Source organism: Paenibacillus kribbensis (assembly GCF_001705305.1).
In the GTDB taxonomy this organism is placed as follows: Bacteria; Bacillota; Bacilli; order Paenibacillales; family Paenibacillaceae; genus Paenibacillus; species Paenibacillus kribbensis_B.
Genome location: NZ_MCBP01000016.1, coordinates 93,608 through 109,852, shown reverse-complemented (window position 1 = coordinate 109,852; position 16,245 = coordinate 93,608). Strand labels below are relative to the sequence as shown.

Below are 16,245 nucleotides of genomic sequence, written 5' to 3'. Positions count from 1 at the left end.
CCTATAATTGAATTATGATCTTCTTTCCGTCTCAGCTTCCCACTTGGTTATTTCCTCCCGAACTCGGGGTGCTACCTCTGATCCCAGCAGCTCAATGGCTCTCATCACCTCGACATGTGGCATCGTGCTTAACGGAACATACAGCATAAAGCGTGTAACGCCTACATTTTTGCGAAGGTGAATGATCTTCTGGGCAACAGTCTCGGGATCGCCAACATACAGTGCACCTTCAAATCTACGCGCGGCATCATAGCTAGAACGATCATAATGCGCCCAGCCCCGCTCCTTGCCCAATCTATTCATACCTGCCATGGTAGAAGGAAAAAATGTATCAGCAGCTCGTTCAGTATTCTCTCCAACAAATCCTATCGAGTGCGATCCAACCTTAAGCCGCGATTCATCATGACCAGCGTGTGCTGCTGCTTTCTTATAAAGCTGCACGAGGGGGGCAAAATCCGTCGGTTTTCCACCAATTATCGCCAGCATCAGTGGCAGTCCTAACAGACCTGCACGGATAGCAGACTCCTGTCTCCCCCCGCTGCCAACCCATATCGGTAAAGGATTCTGAATGGGACGTGGATACACGCCCAAATTGTTAATCGCTGGTCGATGCCCACCCTTCCAGGTTACTTTCTCGGACTCCCGTATTTTAAGGAGCAATTCCAAATGTTGTTCAAACAGCTCATCATAGTCATCCAAGTCATAGCCAAACAGTGGAAAAGATTCAATAAAGGAACCCCGACCCGCCATAATCTCCGCACGTCCATTCGAAATACCATCCAGCGTAGCAAAATCCTGAAATACCCGCACCGGATCAGCTGAAGAAAGTACCGTCACTGCACTGGTCAGCCGAATTCGCTTCGTCCGTGACGCAGCCGCTGACAGCACAACTGCTGGTGAAGATGCCGAATAATCCTTCCGATGATGCTCACCTACGCCAAACACATCCAGTCCCACTTGATCAGCAAGGACAATTTCCTCAACAACTTCACGCAATCGCTGTGAGTGACTCATCACTTCACCCGTCTGAACGTCCGGCTTCGTTTCTACAAACGAAGTAATACCTATCTCCATGATCAATCTCTCCTATGCCAGTAACTTCTTCTGTCAACAACTCCAAACTATTTATTCCGTTTTTTCAAGCAGGTTGATGTGTAGCTCAGATTAATGCTGACCCCACCCCTATCTCCATTGATTTTAAATACCGGCAAATTATCATACTGATCGGTACGATAATTTTCCCAGTAAATATAACTCACAGAAACGAATGATGTCAATAAATAAACTTCCTCTTTTCAGGATAAACCAGCCTGCATTTGACAATACAAACGGCTAATTATAAGATAATAACATACTATTTGGTATGTAAAATGGCTGCTGACAATTACACATGGTCAGAGTCATTGAGCAATTAAAATAAAATCAAGAGTAACGAGAGGTATTGATTATGGGACGAACCCGCGAATTTGACGAAGAAAAAGCATTAGATGCAGCTGTGCAACTATTTTGGGAGAAGGGATACGAAGCCACCTCATTAAGTGATTTAACTTCCAGAATGGCAATTCAACGACCCAGTATATACTCAGCTTTTGGGGGCAAAAAGGAATTGTTCGAAGTCGCGCTACGCAAATACATGATGGCCCGTGCTTCTCTGGTCCGAACCAGACTTCAGAGCAATCCATCTGTAAAAGAAGCATTTCGCGCTTTTTTTGAAGGTGTGGTTGATGAGGAATATGCAGAGGGTATTAGAAAAGGATGCTTTTGCATCAACACAATGGTTGAACTTGCACCTCATGATGAGAAATTTGAAATTCTTACAAGGGAACATCAAATGTATCTATCGGTCATATTTCAAGAAACCATTGAACGAGGTATACAATCGGGTGAGCTTGAGATCGGGCTAGATGCGAAGGCTGTATCACAGGCGCTAATCGTATCATTAATCGGACTAACCGTAATATTGAAGTCTCGTCCAGAGCGATCATTCATTGATAATACGATAGAGGTGACACTTACACTGCTTAAGTAATTCGGAATGAGTCCAATTTTAACGAGGTAATCACTATTAGGTCATTCGCACATGTTCCTCAGCGCAACAAGGCTGCCGATACATTTTCTCGGCAGCCTCGCTGATATTAAACTGCTCCTTCTGCAACCGTCTTTTACCCATCGATAAATTCCACTAGCCTACCGAAGTGTATCTGGCGTAAGGCTAGTGTGATTAGGTGCTCTACTGATCTTTAATTCGAATATTTATTCTTAATTGTGTATAATAATTCAAATGTGATGAAAGGGGAGTGCATCTAATGTCATTTTTAGTAAGAAACGCTGAACCTGATGATTTAAGCAGTTTGACCGAGTTAATGTATGAATACATAGTTGGTTTTTATCAAAACCCTAGGCCACCTATCGAAAAAATTCATAATTTGATTCAAACCCTTTTTGAGCAGCAAAACGGTATACAATTTGTGGCAGAACAAGATGGAGAGTTAGTCGGCTTTGCTACATTGTTCTTTACCTTTAGCACTATGAAAGCAGACAAAATCACAGTTATGAACGACCTCTTTGTAATGGAACAATTTAGAGATACAGAGGTGGAATCACAGCTTTTTTTAGAATGCCAAAAGTACTCACGAAATCATGGATATGCTCGTATGACCTGGATAACTTCTATTGATAATAAACGCGCTCAAAAGTTCTTTAAAAAGATGAGTGCTGTCCAAGGGAAGGATTGGGTTCACTTCTCATCATAACAAAGCAAGACTGACGTGCTCATCTCTTTTGGGAAAATAATTTTTTTGCGCCTTCATCCATATCATAGTCCTCCTTATGAGTGAATTTAATCAATCGATTGATTAAGTCATAATGCGATTATTTTGATTAGACGTTCCCGATAGGTCTAGCTCGAATGAAAGAAGCCTCATCCAATGATTGCTTAGAGGCTTCTGAGAAAAATCTTCTATACTAGTATATCTTAGTGAATCCAGGTTGTTGCTGCGGCAATGTCCCGGAAAGCCCAATGCCCGGCCGGGATATCTGACCACCTGGACGAATCGGCGAAGGATACCGACTCTCTCTTCCCTACCCGATTGAACAAAGTGACTGCCTCTGCCCGGCTCAGAGTCTTGTCCGGCTGGAAGCTGCCGTCCGGCATGCCATGCATATAGCCGGCTTGCTGCACCCGTGCAATATCACCTTCCGCCCAGTGTCCGGCCGTATCCGGGAAGGTAGACGAAGCTGCCCCGCTCAGATGGTTCCAGCGTGCCAGCACTGTCGCCATCTCCGCTCTAGTGATCGGACGCTCCGGTGCAAAAGTGCTGCCGCTATAGCCCTTCATCCATCCGGCCGTTGTCACGGCATCAATCGCTTCGGCAGCCCAGTTCTGCCCTGCAACATCCGTATAGTTGGCGCGATTCTGCGCTGCTGACGATTCCACCAATGGCTGCTCCGACCGGTCAGCAGCCAGACGGAACAGAATCTCTGCCAGCTCCGACCGTGTCATCGTACGCGCTGGCTGGAATGTCCCATTCGGGTAGCCTTGCATATATGGCTGCGAACGCCCACTCTCCTGCTCTCCGCCTATGCTCGCGGTCTGCTTGTCCAGATGCAACACCGTAAAGGTGCTGAACTTGTTTACACTAAAGCTAAGTCCTGCCGCCTGGTTACCATCCCACAGCAGTGTCGGCTGTACCAGTTCTCTGGTACCGTCGCTATGCTCCACATATACGGCCAGATTGGCCAGGAATGACTGGCGTGCTTCGGCAGAGGCAGAGCTTGGCAGCGACTGCTGCGGGAGTGGCAGCACCAGCTCTACCGGCTGCCCCTGCAGATCCGTCTCGATCATCACCGGTCGGCCGATAACGAGAACCTCACCCTGACCCGCAGCTGCTTGCACGAGGCCATTCTGTTTAGCCCGTTCCAATATCGTCTGAATCGCCGCTTCACTCTTTACCGGGCTGAGCGTAAACTGACGGTTCCCGTCCATCGACGCGAGCGTTGATGGAGACAGGGTGAGACGCGCATGGTTCGTGTATACTTCCAGACCAATCTTCGCATCCGTCAGCATCTTCGCCGTATCTTTAGGCAAAGCGAATTCAAGCTCGGTGACTTCATCCTTGGGATCAGGCATTACCAGCCGGATGCTGGAACGTCCTTCGGCCTTCACGCTGCTCAATGCCTCCCGTGCCTGAGCAGATCCAAAGCTGACACGATCTTTTTTCGACCCGTCGGACAGCGTTGTCCGCTGAATGACGACATTGGAGAGCAAAGTACTGCTGTTCTTGCCGGCGTCCACGCTGACTGTCACGCTCTCACTTTGTCCGACAGATGCACCGCCATCATCAGTGGACGAATCTCTGGAGGAGTCTTTGCCCGGTACTGGCGTCGGCGTCGGTACTGGAGTCGGTACTGGAGCCGGTGATGGATCTGGTGTCGTACCCGGTGCCGGGGCTGGTGTAGGTACTGGCTCAGGTGTTGGCGTTGTACCCTCACCCGGGTTCGTCGCCTCTGCATCCCTGACGAACGTCAGATAGAAATCATCCAGAGTTCCCCACGCACCGCCGTCTGCCTGGATGGAAGCCCCCACCGTCAGCTTGCCGTCGGTTACCCGTATCTCGCGAATGATCGGCTGACTCCACTGTACCCAGCCATTTACACTGGTATCCACTGTATCTTCCTTGCCGTTGGTCGTGGCAAACAATTTCATCTGCGCGTTCTTTGCATCGCCGCCCTGGATCGACATGGAGAGGTCATAGTAGCCTGGCTTCAAACCGTAGACCGCCTGCTCCACCCGGAAATTGACCGCATCCGCCGAATAGAAATGCAGCGAATACTGACCCGACTTCGCATCGGAAGCTTTCTGCTGGTAGTCGGTGTGCGGCGCACTTCCGTCACCGTAAGTAATCTTCCACATGCTCCGGTCGCTCTGTTCAAAACTACCGTTCACCAGCAGATTGGGCCGGCGAATCTCCAGCGCCGCCTGCACCGGATAACCGCCTTTGGCTATTCCCTTAATCACGTAGCTGCCCGCTCCCTGACTCACGGCTTGCTCTAAGGCCGCCTGATCCCACTCCACAGCGAGTGTTCTGGTGCTGCCATCGTTATACGTCACGGTGACAGAATCCGGCAGCGAGATGTTCTCGCCCGCGTTGGCCGTTACCGTTACCGCTTGAACTTCATCGACCTGGAGCGCAGCAACCGCTCCGGTGTTGACGTACTTAAACACATTCAGCGAAGGAAGCGGATGACCCGTAAAATCAAACAGCGCCTGGTTGTCTACCGCGCTGCCGCCATACCATTTTCCTGCATCGTCAGGGTCATATTCCGCAGCATAGCTGGCCGCCCAGCCGGAACCATATTGTTCCCACAGCCGTTTGTTCTGCTCGACATCTGCTTTTGGTCCCACCGGCAGCCAGGCCGGCTCCCAATAAAACACGCCAATGCCTGCATCGCCTACATTGGACACCGCTTCAATGACATTACGAACCGACGTAGCCTGCCCCTGAACACTGATCGGATAGTCCAGCGTCTGGCCCGAGCTTCTCGGGGCGGTGTTCTCATGTCCATCGCCATCTTCAGATGTATAGGTATAGGACGTTTCTGCCACCATCACTTTCTTACCATACGTATCTGCGACCTGCTTCAGCACTGCTGTGAGATTGCTCGGTGAACCGTGCCAGAACGGATAATACGAGCTGGCAAAGACATCATAGTCCACATGGTTGTCCGACAGCGCCTTCGCATAAGAAGCATAGCGGCCCGGCGTCTCCGGGTTGGTAAAATGCAGTGCCACGAGAATATTCGAATCGACAGCACGTACCGCTTGGCTTCCCTTATTAAATAAAGCACTGATCTTCGTCCAATCTTTCTCCCCGACAAACGACTGGTTCGTCTCATTGCCGACCTGCACCATTCCTACATCTATGCCCTGATCGAGCAGCTGCTGCAGGCTGTTCCGGGTATAGTCGTACACCGCCTGTTCCTTGTCAGCAAAACTCAGATTCTGCCAGGCTTTCGGCACATGCTGTTTGCCCGGATCGGCCCAGAAATCGGAATAGTGGAAATCCACTAGCAGCTTCAGCCCGTTGGCAGTCGCCCGCTTGCCGATTTCAATCGCTTTGGCCAGATCGTTATTCCCGCCGCCATAGCCGTTGCCTTTGGCATCATATGGATGATTCCACACACGCACCCGGACATAGTTTGCGCCGGATTCCTTCAGCGTCCGGAATATATCCTGTTCGGTGCCCTGCTCGTTATAGAAGCGCACTCCACCCTGCTCCAGAGAGAGAATGCTGGATATATCGACACCTTTGATAAAATCAGACTTTAATCCTTCGACCTTCTTCACGAAAATATCCGCTGCCACCGGCTGAGTCGTATCCGTGCTGACCTGCTTTAAGGCAAATCGGTCCAGATAGCCCCACGCAGCCGCAGCGCCGCTGATCCTCGCTCCAATGACCAGACCGGAAGTTTGCTCGGTCAGCACGAATTTCAAGGTCACGCTTCCCCATTGGTTGTAGCCTGACGTTGCCACCTCGCTGCTCTGATCGGTACCTGCGAATACCTGTACATGTCCCGCTGCGGCATCGGAGCCGCCCATCGATTGCACTGACAGCTCATAACTTCCTGGCTGCAACGTCGGAAGCTTTTGGCTGACCGTGACCTGCTGATTCGCCGGCGCAGCGTCGTTGATCCAATACTTGAACGCATACGTGTCTTCGGACGGCGTAATAAAAGGATCACTGGCATAGGCATAATGCTGAATATCCACCTGCTTCCAATCCGATGCTTCGACCTGCCATGATTGATCACTCCAGAAGTTCGTCTCGAACCCTCCGTTTACGATTGCCGAAGCACCAGCTGACTCTGCTGCCGCTGCTGGTGTCAGCCGCATTGGCCACGAACCGAACACGAACATGATCGCCACCACCAGCAACAACCATGCCTGTCTCTTTCTTCTCATCTCTCTGTCCCCTTTCTTCAAACCCGAATAGCCATAAGTGATTCCGTTTTTATAAAGCGCTTTCACAATTACTGTGAACACTATATCAGACACCTATGATCGGAAACATGGGAGGATTGCAACATTTTGTATTCTTAAGCAAGCATTTTAGCGGTGGGAAGACCTCCCACCGCTTGGCGTTGTTGCTTATGCGATTTTAATGTATATCGTAATTAAAAATAAATCCAACAATTAACGATGGAGCGGTTCTTTTTGGCCCAGACCAAGCGTCTGCGTTGTGGAAGCATGAATTTCTTGGAAAAGCTCCGGGTTTTCCGCTAGTGACACGCCGTAAGAAGGAATCATTTCTTTTATTTTCGGTTCCCACGCTTTCATATGTTGTGGGAAGCATTTTTCTAATACTTTCAGCATCACGTTAACAGCAGTAGAAGCACCCGGAGAAGCACCGAGCAATGCAGCTACCGAGCCATCAGCCGCACTAACCACTTCCGTACCAAATTGAAGGGTTCCTTTGCCGCTCGCCGTATCTTTGATCACCTGCACACGTTGGCCCGCTACTATGATCTCCCAGTCCTCGATTTTGGCGTTCGGGATAAACTCGCGTAATTCTTCCAGGCGCTTTTCATTCGATAACATCACTTGCTGGATCAGATATTTGGTCAATGCCATCTCTTTTGCGCCTGCCGCCAACATCGTACAGAGGTTATTTGGTTTTACAGAACAGATCAGATCCAAATTTGAACCCGTTTTCAAAAACTTTGGTGAGAAACCGGCAAACGGCCCAAACAGCAGTGCTTTTTGGTTGCCGATGTATCTCGTATCCAGATGTGGAACAGACATGGGAGGAGCACCAATCTTGGCTTTACCGTATACTTTGGCATGGTGCTGCGCGACAACTGCAGGATTTTTACATACCATAAATAGCCCACTTACCGGAAATCCTCCGATATGTTTGGACTCAGGAATACCGGTTCTTTGTAGTAAAGGCAGACTTCCACCCCCACCGCCAATAAAGACGAATTTGGCAGTATGGTATTCGACTTTTCCGCTATCCAGATTATGCACTTTGACTTCCCACGAGCCGTCGCTCGTACGTTTAATATCCTTAATACTATGCTTGTAATAAATCTCGACATTTTTACTTTTTAAATGATCAAACAACATGCGTGTTAAAGCACCAAAGTTAACATCTGTTCCAGAATCGACTTTGGTCGCCGCAATCGGTTCATTCAATGTACGACCTTCCATGATCAGAGGAATCCATTCCTTCAGTTTTTCAGGATCATCGGAAAATTCCATTCCCTGAAACAGAGGAACATCTGAAAGCGCTTTAAACCTATTTTTCAAAAAAGATACATTTTTTTCACCTGTTACCAAACTCATGTGAGGTATGGGCTTGATAAAGTCCTGCGGATTACGAATCAAATTGCTGCTTACAAGAAAAGACCAAAACTGTCTTGAGAGCTGAAACTGTTCATTAATGTTCACAGCTTTACGAATATCTATAGATCCGTCAGCTTTCTCGGATGTATAGTTCAGCTCGCACAGTGCAGCATGGCCTGTACCCGCATTATTCCATTCGTTAGAGCTTTCTTCTCCTGCGTTTGCAAGTTTCTCAAACACTTTAATTTCCCATTCCGGTGCTAACTCTTTCAGCAATGATCCCAGAGTCGCGCTCATAACTCCGGCACCAATTAAGATAACGTCTGTTTTTTTCTGCATGCCGCTCATAAAAACCTTCCTTATCTTTTTAAATTTGCAAAAAAGAGCAGGCCCTCCTGCTTAGGTGATACAAGAAGCAAGGCTCCACTCAGGAACATATCTTTTCTTTTCTGTCTCCATTATAACTTAAATCTAAGCTTTTAAAAATTATATCGTCTATCATCTGATAATTATAAACTACTTTTGCTAAAAAGTGAGAATTCTCTTCAGAAAAATAAGGATTTAGCGTTAAAACCATTTTAACCGAAAATGGAGCCTTCGCAATAATCCATGACATACTAATGATAAGTGGACTTGCGTCAAGTGGGTAAAATTTTATCTTGCTGGAGATGGATTATGGTCCACACATATCCATATTATGCGAGCAGGGTTATCGGGTGATTCATAAAAACAGTTAAAAATCTCTACGTCCCCTTGATTTAAGTCAATGATCGGTCTTACTCCTCCTATTAAAATAAAATTAACAATGTGTTATAGGAGGCTACTTTATGGCTACTTCAGTGAGAGAACTATCCAATGAGCGAAAATCTGCTTTAACTGCTGGGATATCACTTATCATCATGGCACTCGCTGCATTTTTTTCCTATAGTTTTGTCCATGGAAATCTTGTGGTGAAGGGCGATGCCAGCATCACATTTAACAACATCCTGTCATCAAATGGCCTTTTCAAGGCCGAAATCTTGGGGTGGGTCATCATCCTGATCAGTGACATTATAGTCGCATGGGCTCTCTATATCTTCCTGAAGCCAATGAATAAAAACCTTTCATTGTTCGGCGCATGGCTCCGTCTTGCCTATTCGGCTATATTGGGAATGGCCATATTGAACCTGATATTTGTGCTGCTTCTCCTGAGATATACAGACGATTTATCCTCATTTAAAATCGAACAAATTCAATCACTCATGATGCTGTTTCTTGAAGCATTCGAATCTATTTGGTCTATTGGTTTGATTGTTTTTGGAGGGCATCTGTTGATTGTGGGCTATGTGGCTTTAAAATCAGACAGCATCCCTAAAGTTATCAGCATTTTATTATTGCTTGCTTCAATAGGCTATATTGTCATTCATCTAAGCAAAACGTTTCTTTCACAATATGATGGGGTAATTGCAATACTTAATCTTGTTTTTGCTATACCCATGATTGCAGGAGAACTTGGCTTTGGGATATGGCTGCTGCTCAGAGGAGGAAAACTTCCCAAAAGCGCATGACAACTTTTCTAAAAATCATGGGTATTGATCCGCTTCTTGATTCTACTTAATGACTCTGGAGTAATACCAAGATAACTTGCCAATTGATGCTGAGGTACACGATTGACTAGATGAGGTCTTTTTCGTAATAGCGCTTTGTAGCGTTCTTCAGGTGTAGAAGCGATAAATGAAGCCAATTCATCTTGTACCTCGCCCAGGTTTTCTTCTACCATCTTGCGTATCATGGATTCCAATTGTGAGTATTCGTCCAACATATCCTTTTTGGCAGCAAGATCACCAACAACCAATGTACAGTCTTCCAGACAAGTGAAGGTGTACGCAGATGGCTTATTTTGTTGATGACGATTGAAAATCGAGACCGCTTGCTCTTCTGTATAGAAATTGGAAGTAACTTCTTTTCCCGTTTTATCTATCGAGTACTGCCTTACGCATCCTTTCAACACGAAATAACATGTGGTGGGGACGTCCCCTTGTCTAAGGAGCACGGTTCCCTTTTTATATTCCTCAACAGGGATTTTTTCAGCGATAGCCTGTTGTTCCTCATCGTTAAGAGATGTAAATTTCGTCATATACTTGAACAATATGCTTTTCATTGTCCTCTCCTTTCATCTCGTACATAAAGACGTAGTACCATCCTGCGATTGTCCTTGCCCGATCGGTGCATGATTGCTCCTTCTGCACCCTCACTTGTCGTTGCGTTGAATAAACTCACCTAAAATGAAATTCCTAAGTGATATAATTAAAACTTCAGGTAACAAAACGAAGAATATATATGCCATTATAATAAATGGCAAGGAAGAAATAAAAATTGCAGGCCCCTGATCTTCTCGAAAACGCTCAATTAGCAGCCACCACATAGGTATTGCTACAACCCATAGTAGAACATTAGAGATCATTAAATAACTAAGATTTTTCCATAAGAAACAAAATAAAATCGCAATAACTGCTGGAACAGCCCATGTGCCTATCGTACGACCATTACTTAATATCACAAACGCAACAATCGGGTAGAGAAGTGCGGTTAATATCTGAACCCATCTATTATTATAAAAACTCAATTCTTCATCTCCCCTCCTCTTATTTCAATACAAATTTATTTTTACATAATTATACCTCATTATTATATTTACTCCCAGTATCTAGGAAACAGCTGTACCGCAAACAAAAAGAGACGATTGAGCGAAGCTTCGCGGATGCCAAAGAGCTCCATGGGTTTCGCTATTGCCGTTTGCGCGGACTTCCGAACGTCAGGGAACAAGCCCTTATGACGGCAGCCGTGCAGAACATGAAGAAGATGGCGATCCACCTGGATCGCCTGGAGAAGCAGGGATAACCCCCCCGTTTTTCTAGAGACGAGAGCATTATGATGTAAAGAAAAAGAAACCCACGTCTCAAAAAGACGGGGTTTCTCGACAATCTGAAAGCAGCCACTATAGGGCTGCTTGTATTGTGGGCTAATTGCTTGTATATCTCACCCAATCGTATTCCGCGTACAGCGGGTTAGCTCCGTTATACGGTCCTAACCAGTCGTCAACGCCAGTGCCATTCCATAAATTCATCATAATCTTGCCTGGCGTGCTCGGTATGTTCGTAGTTGCCGTATGCTTTAGAACCCCGTCAACATACCACTTAATGTACCCTGGCTGCCAATCGAAAGCATAGGTGTGGAAGCCTGTTGATGCATCAAAGCCCAGATCGATAATCTTCTCATGACCACCAACCCCGTTTGTAAAATAGTTGAATTGTACTTTTGTCGTGTCTTTTCCTAAAAATTCAATATCTATTTCATCCCATTGCGTACCATGAGCAGGTCCGGTATACGTGAAAAAGGAAGATACGATTCCTGTATTTTTAGCAGGCTTCATGCTGACCTCGTATAAGCCGTATCTGTAAGTATTAGTCGATCGATACTCTCCGCAGTCAATTTGATTGTACGCAGAGCTCGTTAGACCAAGCTTCATTTTGCCATCGTTAGTAAAATTGACATTGTTGGCGCGCCAAGTGCAATTAAACATGTTTCCATTGGAATATCCATCCGCCTTTTGCCATGCATCAGAATTGAAACCATTAAGTGGCTCCCAAAAAACATTCCCCGCATAAACGCTTACCGAAAAAAACAGAGAGACAATACCAATCGTCACTAAAGTGAACCAAGACTTCTTCTTCATCTTACACCTCCATAAAAGATTGTCCGAACATGAAAGAAGTCGCGGAAAGCGATGAACCATTGCAAATATTGCCGATCTTGCTATACAAAAATAGAACGCTTTCATACTCGGTATCTTCACTATATATCAATGTACATACACTCACAATAGAAAAGTTAAAGGAATCCATATTAGATCATTATTCCCTTACCAACCTATCCGTAACAGGAACCCCTATACTGTTCTCGACAGCCTTGATCATTGTCCATTACTTAATATCAATTCTTTCCTTCCTCTTATTTCAACAAAAAAATTTCTTTTTTTACCTGCCAGAGCGCAATCCAACGGATTGTTCATCCAAAGGACAAAATTAACATTACTATGACATCTCGAAAACATAAAAATGATAAAGTGAGCTACGCAGCCGTGGAAAAGTATTTCCGTTCTGCATGAATTCATCCATTTTAAATGAACAAGGAAGGAAGAACGGGAAATATGACGAAAAATATCAGCCCCAAACTATGAACCCGAAGCAGGTTAGTCGCTTCACATTTGGATTTTAAATGAACAAACGCATGAAACAGCATGAGAAAACATAAGAGTTGGAGGCTTATTTATAATGTTACCCCAAAAACGGTTTTTTCGATTATTTTCTCTCTCCCTGGTGTGTGCCATACTCGTTACAGGACTCCCTGTATCTAAAGGATACGCTGCTCCTGAAGATCAGGTTCAGACCGGAGCTAGTAACGGAAAATGGATGACAGGTGAGTATCATACACACACCTATCAGTCTGATGATGCACAGGAATCCCTTACGAGCGTGTTGGACCATGCATTTGAGCAAAACGACCTCGATTGGCTGGCCCTTTCCGATCACCTGCGGATGTCAAGCCGAGACGATAACGGAACTACGCTGCCTGGAGGTGCAATTCCGTTATCCAAGGGACTGGCACTTTACCAGGTGCCTAAAATAAAAGAGCTGCAAAACTCAGGAAAATACAAAGATAAAATCATCTTTTCCGGCTTTGAGTGGGACATGCCTCAATATGATCATGCAGGGGTAGGCATCCTCACGGATCATCCGGGATCAGAAGAGGAACTAAAGGCGATTAACCAGTTCGAATATATGTTTACCAATCGAAGCGAAAGCTCGTTCGATCCCGCAAATGTAGCCGAGTGGAAGCTACAAGGTAACAGAGCTTACTCGACAAAAGAAGATACCCGGACCGCCATACAATGGCTCAAAGATCACTACCCCGACAGCTATGTTTTCATCAATCATCCTTCGAGAAAAAAAGGGAGCAGCTCGGAAATTAAAATATCGGATATCCGTGATTTTAATAATCTTGCCCCTAATATTGCTTTTGGGTTTGAAGGCATGCCCGGCAACCAGATGTCTCCAGACAGAGGGGAAACCGTCGATGTGTATGGCGGGGCAGATATCACGCTTGCAAAAGTTGGCGGCGTCTGGGATGCGCTGCTTGGAGAAGGGCGTAAATTCTGGACCTTCTCCAATTCTGATTTCCATTTTAATATCAGCAAAGACCGGAAATACTCCAGTGGTTACTGGCCCGGCGAATACTCTAAAAACTATACATGGGTGAACGGTAACACCATGAAAGCCGTTGTGGACGGTATGCGATCAGGAAAATCATTTTCCGTCTATGGCGATTTAATTAACGCACTTGATTTTAACATCACCAGCGGCGGAAAAAAGGAAGAGACGGGCGGCAATCTTCAGGTCACACAAGGAGATAATCTTCAGCTTACGATCCGGTTCAAGAGCCCTGAAAAAAATAATAACGGCGATCCCGTTCAGGTTGACCATGTGGATCTGATTGCAGGGGATGTTACCGGACCGGCAGCGTCTGGAACTGCTGAATATACCAAGAGCACCAATGATTCAACCAAGGTACTTCGTCGATTTACCAGCAATGACTGGACGACAGACGCCGAGGGTTACCATGTCATCACTTATAAATTGGATGCTGCGAGCAAAAATCAATATTTCCGGCTGAGAGGCACCAACCTGGGAATCAACGTACCTGGAGAAACCAGTAACGGGGAGCCTCTGATTGATCCGAAGAATACGACCACTGATAACGAAACTCGTTTCGCAGAAATCAACAAGCGTAACTATTCCGATATGTGGTTCTATTCCAATCCGATTTTTGTGAGCGTTGAGCCTTACAGTGACCAACAGGCCGTTGACCATACAGCAGCCACTTTGAGCCTGGGTGATACAAGTCAAGTCACCAATGATATTACACTGCCGCAAGAAGGCGAGCATGGAACGACGATTCAATGGGAAAGCTCCAATCCGGACCTCCTGAGCCATGATGGACATCTGCTTGTTCGTTATCCGCGGGAGAACCAGCCGCTTACGTTGAAAGCTACCATTACGCGTGGAGACGTAAGTGTAACCAAACTGTTCGATGTAACGGTCAAAGGTCTTGACGACATAACATCCGTAGAACTTTTTGACTCAATGAAAACAGCAGATGGACAAGGCTATACAGCCGGACAATGGACAAATCAAAGCGTTATCGCCAGCGTGTATTCGAGTGTATATGCCGAGCCTGTGACGTCCGTCAAGCTGGAGTTGTCCATGGACAAAGGCGAGTATCAGCCTTATATAGCTAACCAGCCTATCGAAGTTTCCCAAGAAGGCAAGCATACGCTTGAATTCAAAGCAACTGATAATTTGGATAGACAAGCCTTACTTTCCCTGCCGATAAATATCGACCATACGCCCCCGGTAATTACGCTAAAAGGGACGAATCACGTGATTCTGAAACAAGGGTCCTTATATAGCGAGCAAGGAGCTGATGCTACCGATAATTTCGGGGTTTCGGGAGACGTTCTGGTGAGCGGTACGGTAGATACCACAACACCAGGGACATACACTCTGCGTTACAACGTGAACGATCTGGCGGGGAACGCAGCACAAGAAGTCGTACGTTCCGTATCTGTAGAGGCTGTGAAGAAAAACGATTCAAATGATAATGACAGCCAATCTGGGGGTAGCTCGAATAGCGGTTCAAGCAACAGCTCCTCCGGCCAGACTAGTGGCGGTGGCGGCAGTGGCAGTGGAGAAACGAACACTAGCAGTAAGCCTACAAACGAACAGCCTTCAACTATGCAAATGGATGTAAAGGCACAGCAAGGATCAAAAGGAGCTCTCAACGGTGTGTTCAGCTTAGACATTCCGACAGGGGCCGTGAATTCGGACGGTCAAGTTAGCGCTGTCGTTCTGCCGAAGGATCAAGCCCCGTCAGCGGGAAATCTCCAATTGTTAAGCCAGGTGCTCGAATTGAACAGCACATCCGGTAATAACTTGAACAAACCTGTGAATCTCACCGTCCATTATCAAGCGGATAAGGTTGCCCAGGATAGCAAGCCAGCGGTCTATTATTACAACGAATCACAGCAAAAATGGATTTATATTGGCGGAACTCCAAACGAAGACGGAACGGTCACCGCCAGCTTTAATCGCATGGCTAAATTCGCCGTATACGATTATAAACCATTGTCACTTAGCGATCTGGATGGGCACTGGGCGCAATCGTATACTGACCGTTTGATCGGTATGAATGTCATCCAGGGATTTGAGAACCAGACGTTCCGTCCCAATGATCAAGTTACGCGGGCTCAATTTGCCAAAATTCTCGTTAACGCATTGGGGCTGCGTCCGTCCGATGAGGAAACCACCTTTGCTGACGATGGCAAAATTCCTTCCTGGGCCAAGGCTCAAGTAGCAGCGGCTGTCAAAGCCGGACTGATCACTGGCTACAAAGAGCAAGGAAAAACGGTCTTTAAAGCAAATCAGGTCATCACCAGAGCCGAAATGGCAGTCATGATCTCCAAAGCGCTGAACTCAAATGCTGGCGGCTCGCAAGGTACGGTGAATCCGTTCCGGGATACATCCAGTATTCCAGCATGGGCGCAATCTTCGGTGAACACTGCGGTTTCCGCTGGCATTCTGAACGGATACGAAGACAGTACCTTCCAGCCGGATGCCGAGGCCACCCGAGCGGAAACGACCGCGATGATCTACAAGCTGCTTGGCGCATTGCATATCTAACAAGTTTCCGAGAATATGATAGCTCCCCTTACAGTAGACAGGTTAATCATAAAACCTGCTGTTGTGAGGGGAGCTTTTTCATATCAAAAATACAATCTAGCGCACCAGAGGGGCAGAAAATGC

General features: G+C 46.5%; 10 protein-coding genes and 1 pseudogene. 5 read left to right on the top strand and 6 right to left on the bottom strand.

The features are described from left to right. Positions 1-12: 12 nt before the first annotated feature. A complete protein-coding gene (locus tag BAZ21_RS23400) occupies positions 13-1,074 on the bottom strand; it encodes an LLM class flavin-dependent oxidoreductase (RefSeq protein WP_068505310.1) in 1,062 nt (353 codons plus the stop codon). Positions 1,075-1,447: 373 nt separating this feature from the next. Between BAZ21_RS23400 and BAZ21_RS23395 the strand changes: the two genes are divergently transcribed. Together BAZ21_RS23395 and BAZ21_RS23390 are read left to right on the top strand one after the other, a co-directional pair. Beyond that, entirely contained in the window at positions 1,448-2,029 is a 582-nt protein-coding gene (locus tag BAZ21_RS23395; RefSeq protein ID WP_068505309.1) for a TetR/AcrR family transcriptional regulator, read from the top strand. A gap of 277 nt (positions 2,030-2,306) precedes the next feature. Continuing rightward, positions 2,307-2,753 carry a GNAT family N-acetyltransferase gene (locus BAZ21_RS23390; protein WP_068505308.1) on the top strand — a complete coding sequence of 149 codons (447 nt, stop codon included), beginning with the start codon at positions 2,307-2,309 and terminating at the stop codon, positions 2,751-2,753. A 221-nt stretch (positions 2,754-2,974) separates the two neighbouring features. Here BAZ21_RS23390 and BAZ21_RS23385 read toward each other — a convergent pair whose 3' ends face one another. Together BAZ21_RS23385 and BAZ21_RS23380 are read right to left on the bottom strand one after the other, a co-directional pair. After that, positions 2,975-6,961 (bottom strand): glycosyl hydrolase 53 family protein, encoded by a 3,987-nt coding sequence (locus BAZ21_RS23385; RefSeq protein WP_068505340.1) that lies wholly within the window; start codon positions 6,959-6,961, stop codon positions 2,975-2,977. 231 nt (positions 6,962-7,192) lie between these two features. After that, positions 7,193-8,692, bottom strand: coding sequence for a malate:quinone oxidoreductase (locus BAZ21_RS23380; protein WP_068505307.1), 1,500 nt, complete (start codon positions 8,690-8,692; stop codon positions 7,193-7,195). Between the two features lie 479 nt (positions 8,693-9,171). Between BAZ21_RS23380 and BAZ21_RS23375 the strand changes: the two genes are divergently transcribed. Further along, positions 9,172-9,891 carry a DUF4386 domain-containing protein gene (locus BAZ21_RS23375; protein ID WP_068505306.1) on the top strand — a complete coding sequence of 240 codons (720 nt, stop codon included), beginning with the start codon at positions 9,172-9,174 and terminating at the stop codon, positions 9,889-9,891. An 8-nt stretch (positions 9,892-9,899) separates the two neighbouring features. On the opposite strand, the gene BAZ21_RS23370 is transcribed toward BAZ21_RS23375, so the two are convergent. After that, on the bottom strand, positions 9,900-10,484 hold the full coding sequence (locus BAZ21_RS23370) for a Crp/Fnr family transcriptional regulator (RefSeq protein WP_068505305.1): 585 nt from the start codon (positions 10,482-10,484) through the stop codon (positions 9,900-9,902). 90 nt (positions 10,485-10,574) lie between these two features. Continuing rightward, positions 10,575-10,949 carry a hypothetical protein gene (locus tag BAZ21_RS23365; protein ID WP_068505304.1) on the bottom strand — a complete coding sequence of 125 codons (375 nt, stop codon included), beginning with the start codon at positions 10,947-10,949 and terminating at the stop codon, positions 10,575-10,577. 86 nt (positions 10,950-11,035) lie between these two features. Here BAZ21_RS23365 and BAZ21_RS28220 point away from each other — a divergent pair. Next, a pseudogene (locus BAZ21_RS28220) lies at positions 11,036-11,224 on the top strand (transposase); the annotation flags it as partial. Positions 11,225-11,345: 121 nt separating this feature from the next. On the opposite strand, the gene bglS reads toward BAZ21_RS28220, so the two are convergent. Beyond that, a complete protein-coding gene (bglS, locus tag BAZ21_RS23360) occupies positions 11,346-12,059 on the bottom strand; it encodes a beta-glucanase (protein WP_068505303.1) in 714 nt (237 codons plus the stop codon). A gap of 598 nt (positions 12,060-12,657) precedes the next feature. On the opposite strand from bglS, the gene BAZ21_RS23355 reads away from it, so the two are divergent. After that, positions 12,658-16,122 carry an S-layer homology domain-containing protein gene (locus BAZ21_RS23355; protein ID WP_068505302.1) on the top strand — a complete coding sequence of 1,155 codons (3,465 nt, stop codon included), beginning with the start codon at positions 12,658-12,660 and terminating at the stop codon, positions 16,120-16,122. Positions 16,123-16,245: the final 123 nt, after the last annotated feature.

Coding starts and splice junctions, on each gene's coding strand:
- BAZ21_RS23400 (WP_068505310.1), bottom strand. CDS start 1,074: ATGGAGATAGGTATTACTTCGTTTGTAGAAACGAAGCCGGACGTTCAG.
- BAZ21_RS23395 (WP_068505309.1), top strand. CDS start 1,448: ATGGGACGAACCCGCGAATTTGACGAAGAAAAAGCATTAGATGCAGCT.
- BAZ21_RS23390 (WP_068505308.1), top strand. CDS start 2,307: ATGTCATTTTTAGTAAGAAACGCTGAACCTGATGATTTAAGCAGTTTG.
- BAZ21_RS23385 (WP_068505340.1), bottom strand. CDS start 6,961: ATGAGAAGAAAGAGACAGGCATGGTTGTTGCTGGTGGTGGCGATCATG.
- BAZ21_RS23380 (WP_068505307.1), bottom strand. CDS start 8,692: ATGAGCGGCATGCAGAAAAAAACAGACGTTATCTTAATTGGTGCCGGA.
- BAZ21_RS23375 (WP_068505306.1), top strand. CDS start 9,172: ATGGCTACTTCAGTGAGAGAACTATCCAATGAGCGAAAATCTGCTTTA.
- BAZ21_RS23370 (WP_068505305.1), bottom strand. CDS start 10,484: ATGAAAAGCATATTGTTCAAGTATATGACGAAATTTACATCTCTTAAC.
- bglS (WP_068505303.1), bottom strand. CDS start 12,059: ATGAAGAAGAAGTCTTGGTTCACTTTAGTGACGATTGGTATTGTCTCT.
- BAZ21_RS23355 (WP_068505302.1), top strand. CDS start 12,658: ATGTTACCCCAAAAACGGTTTTTTCGATTATTTTCTCTCTCCCTGGTG.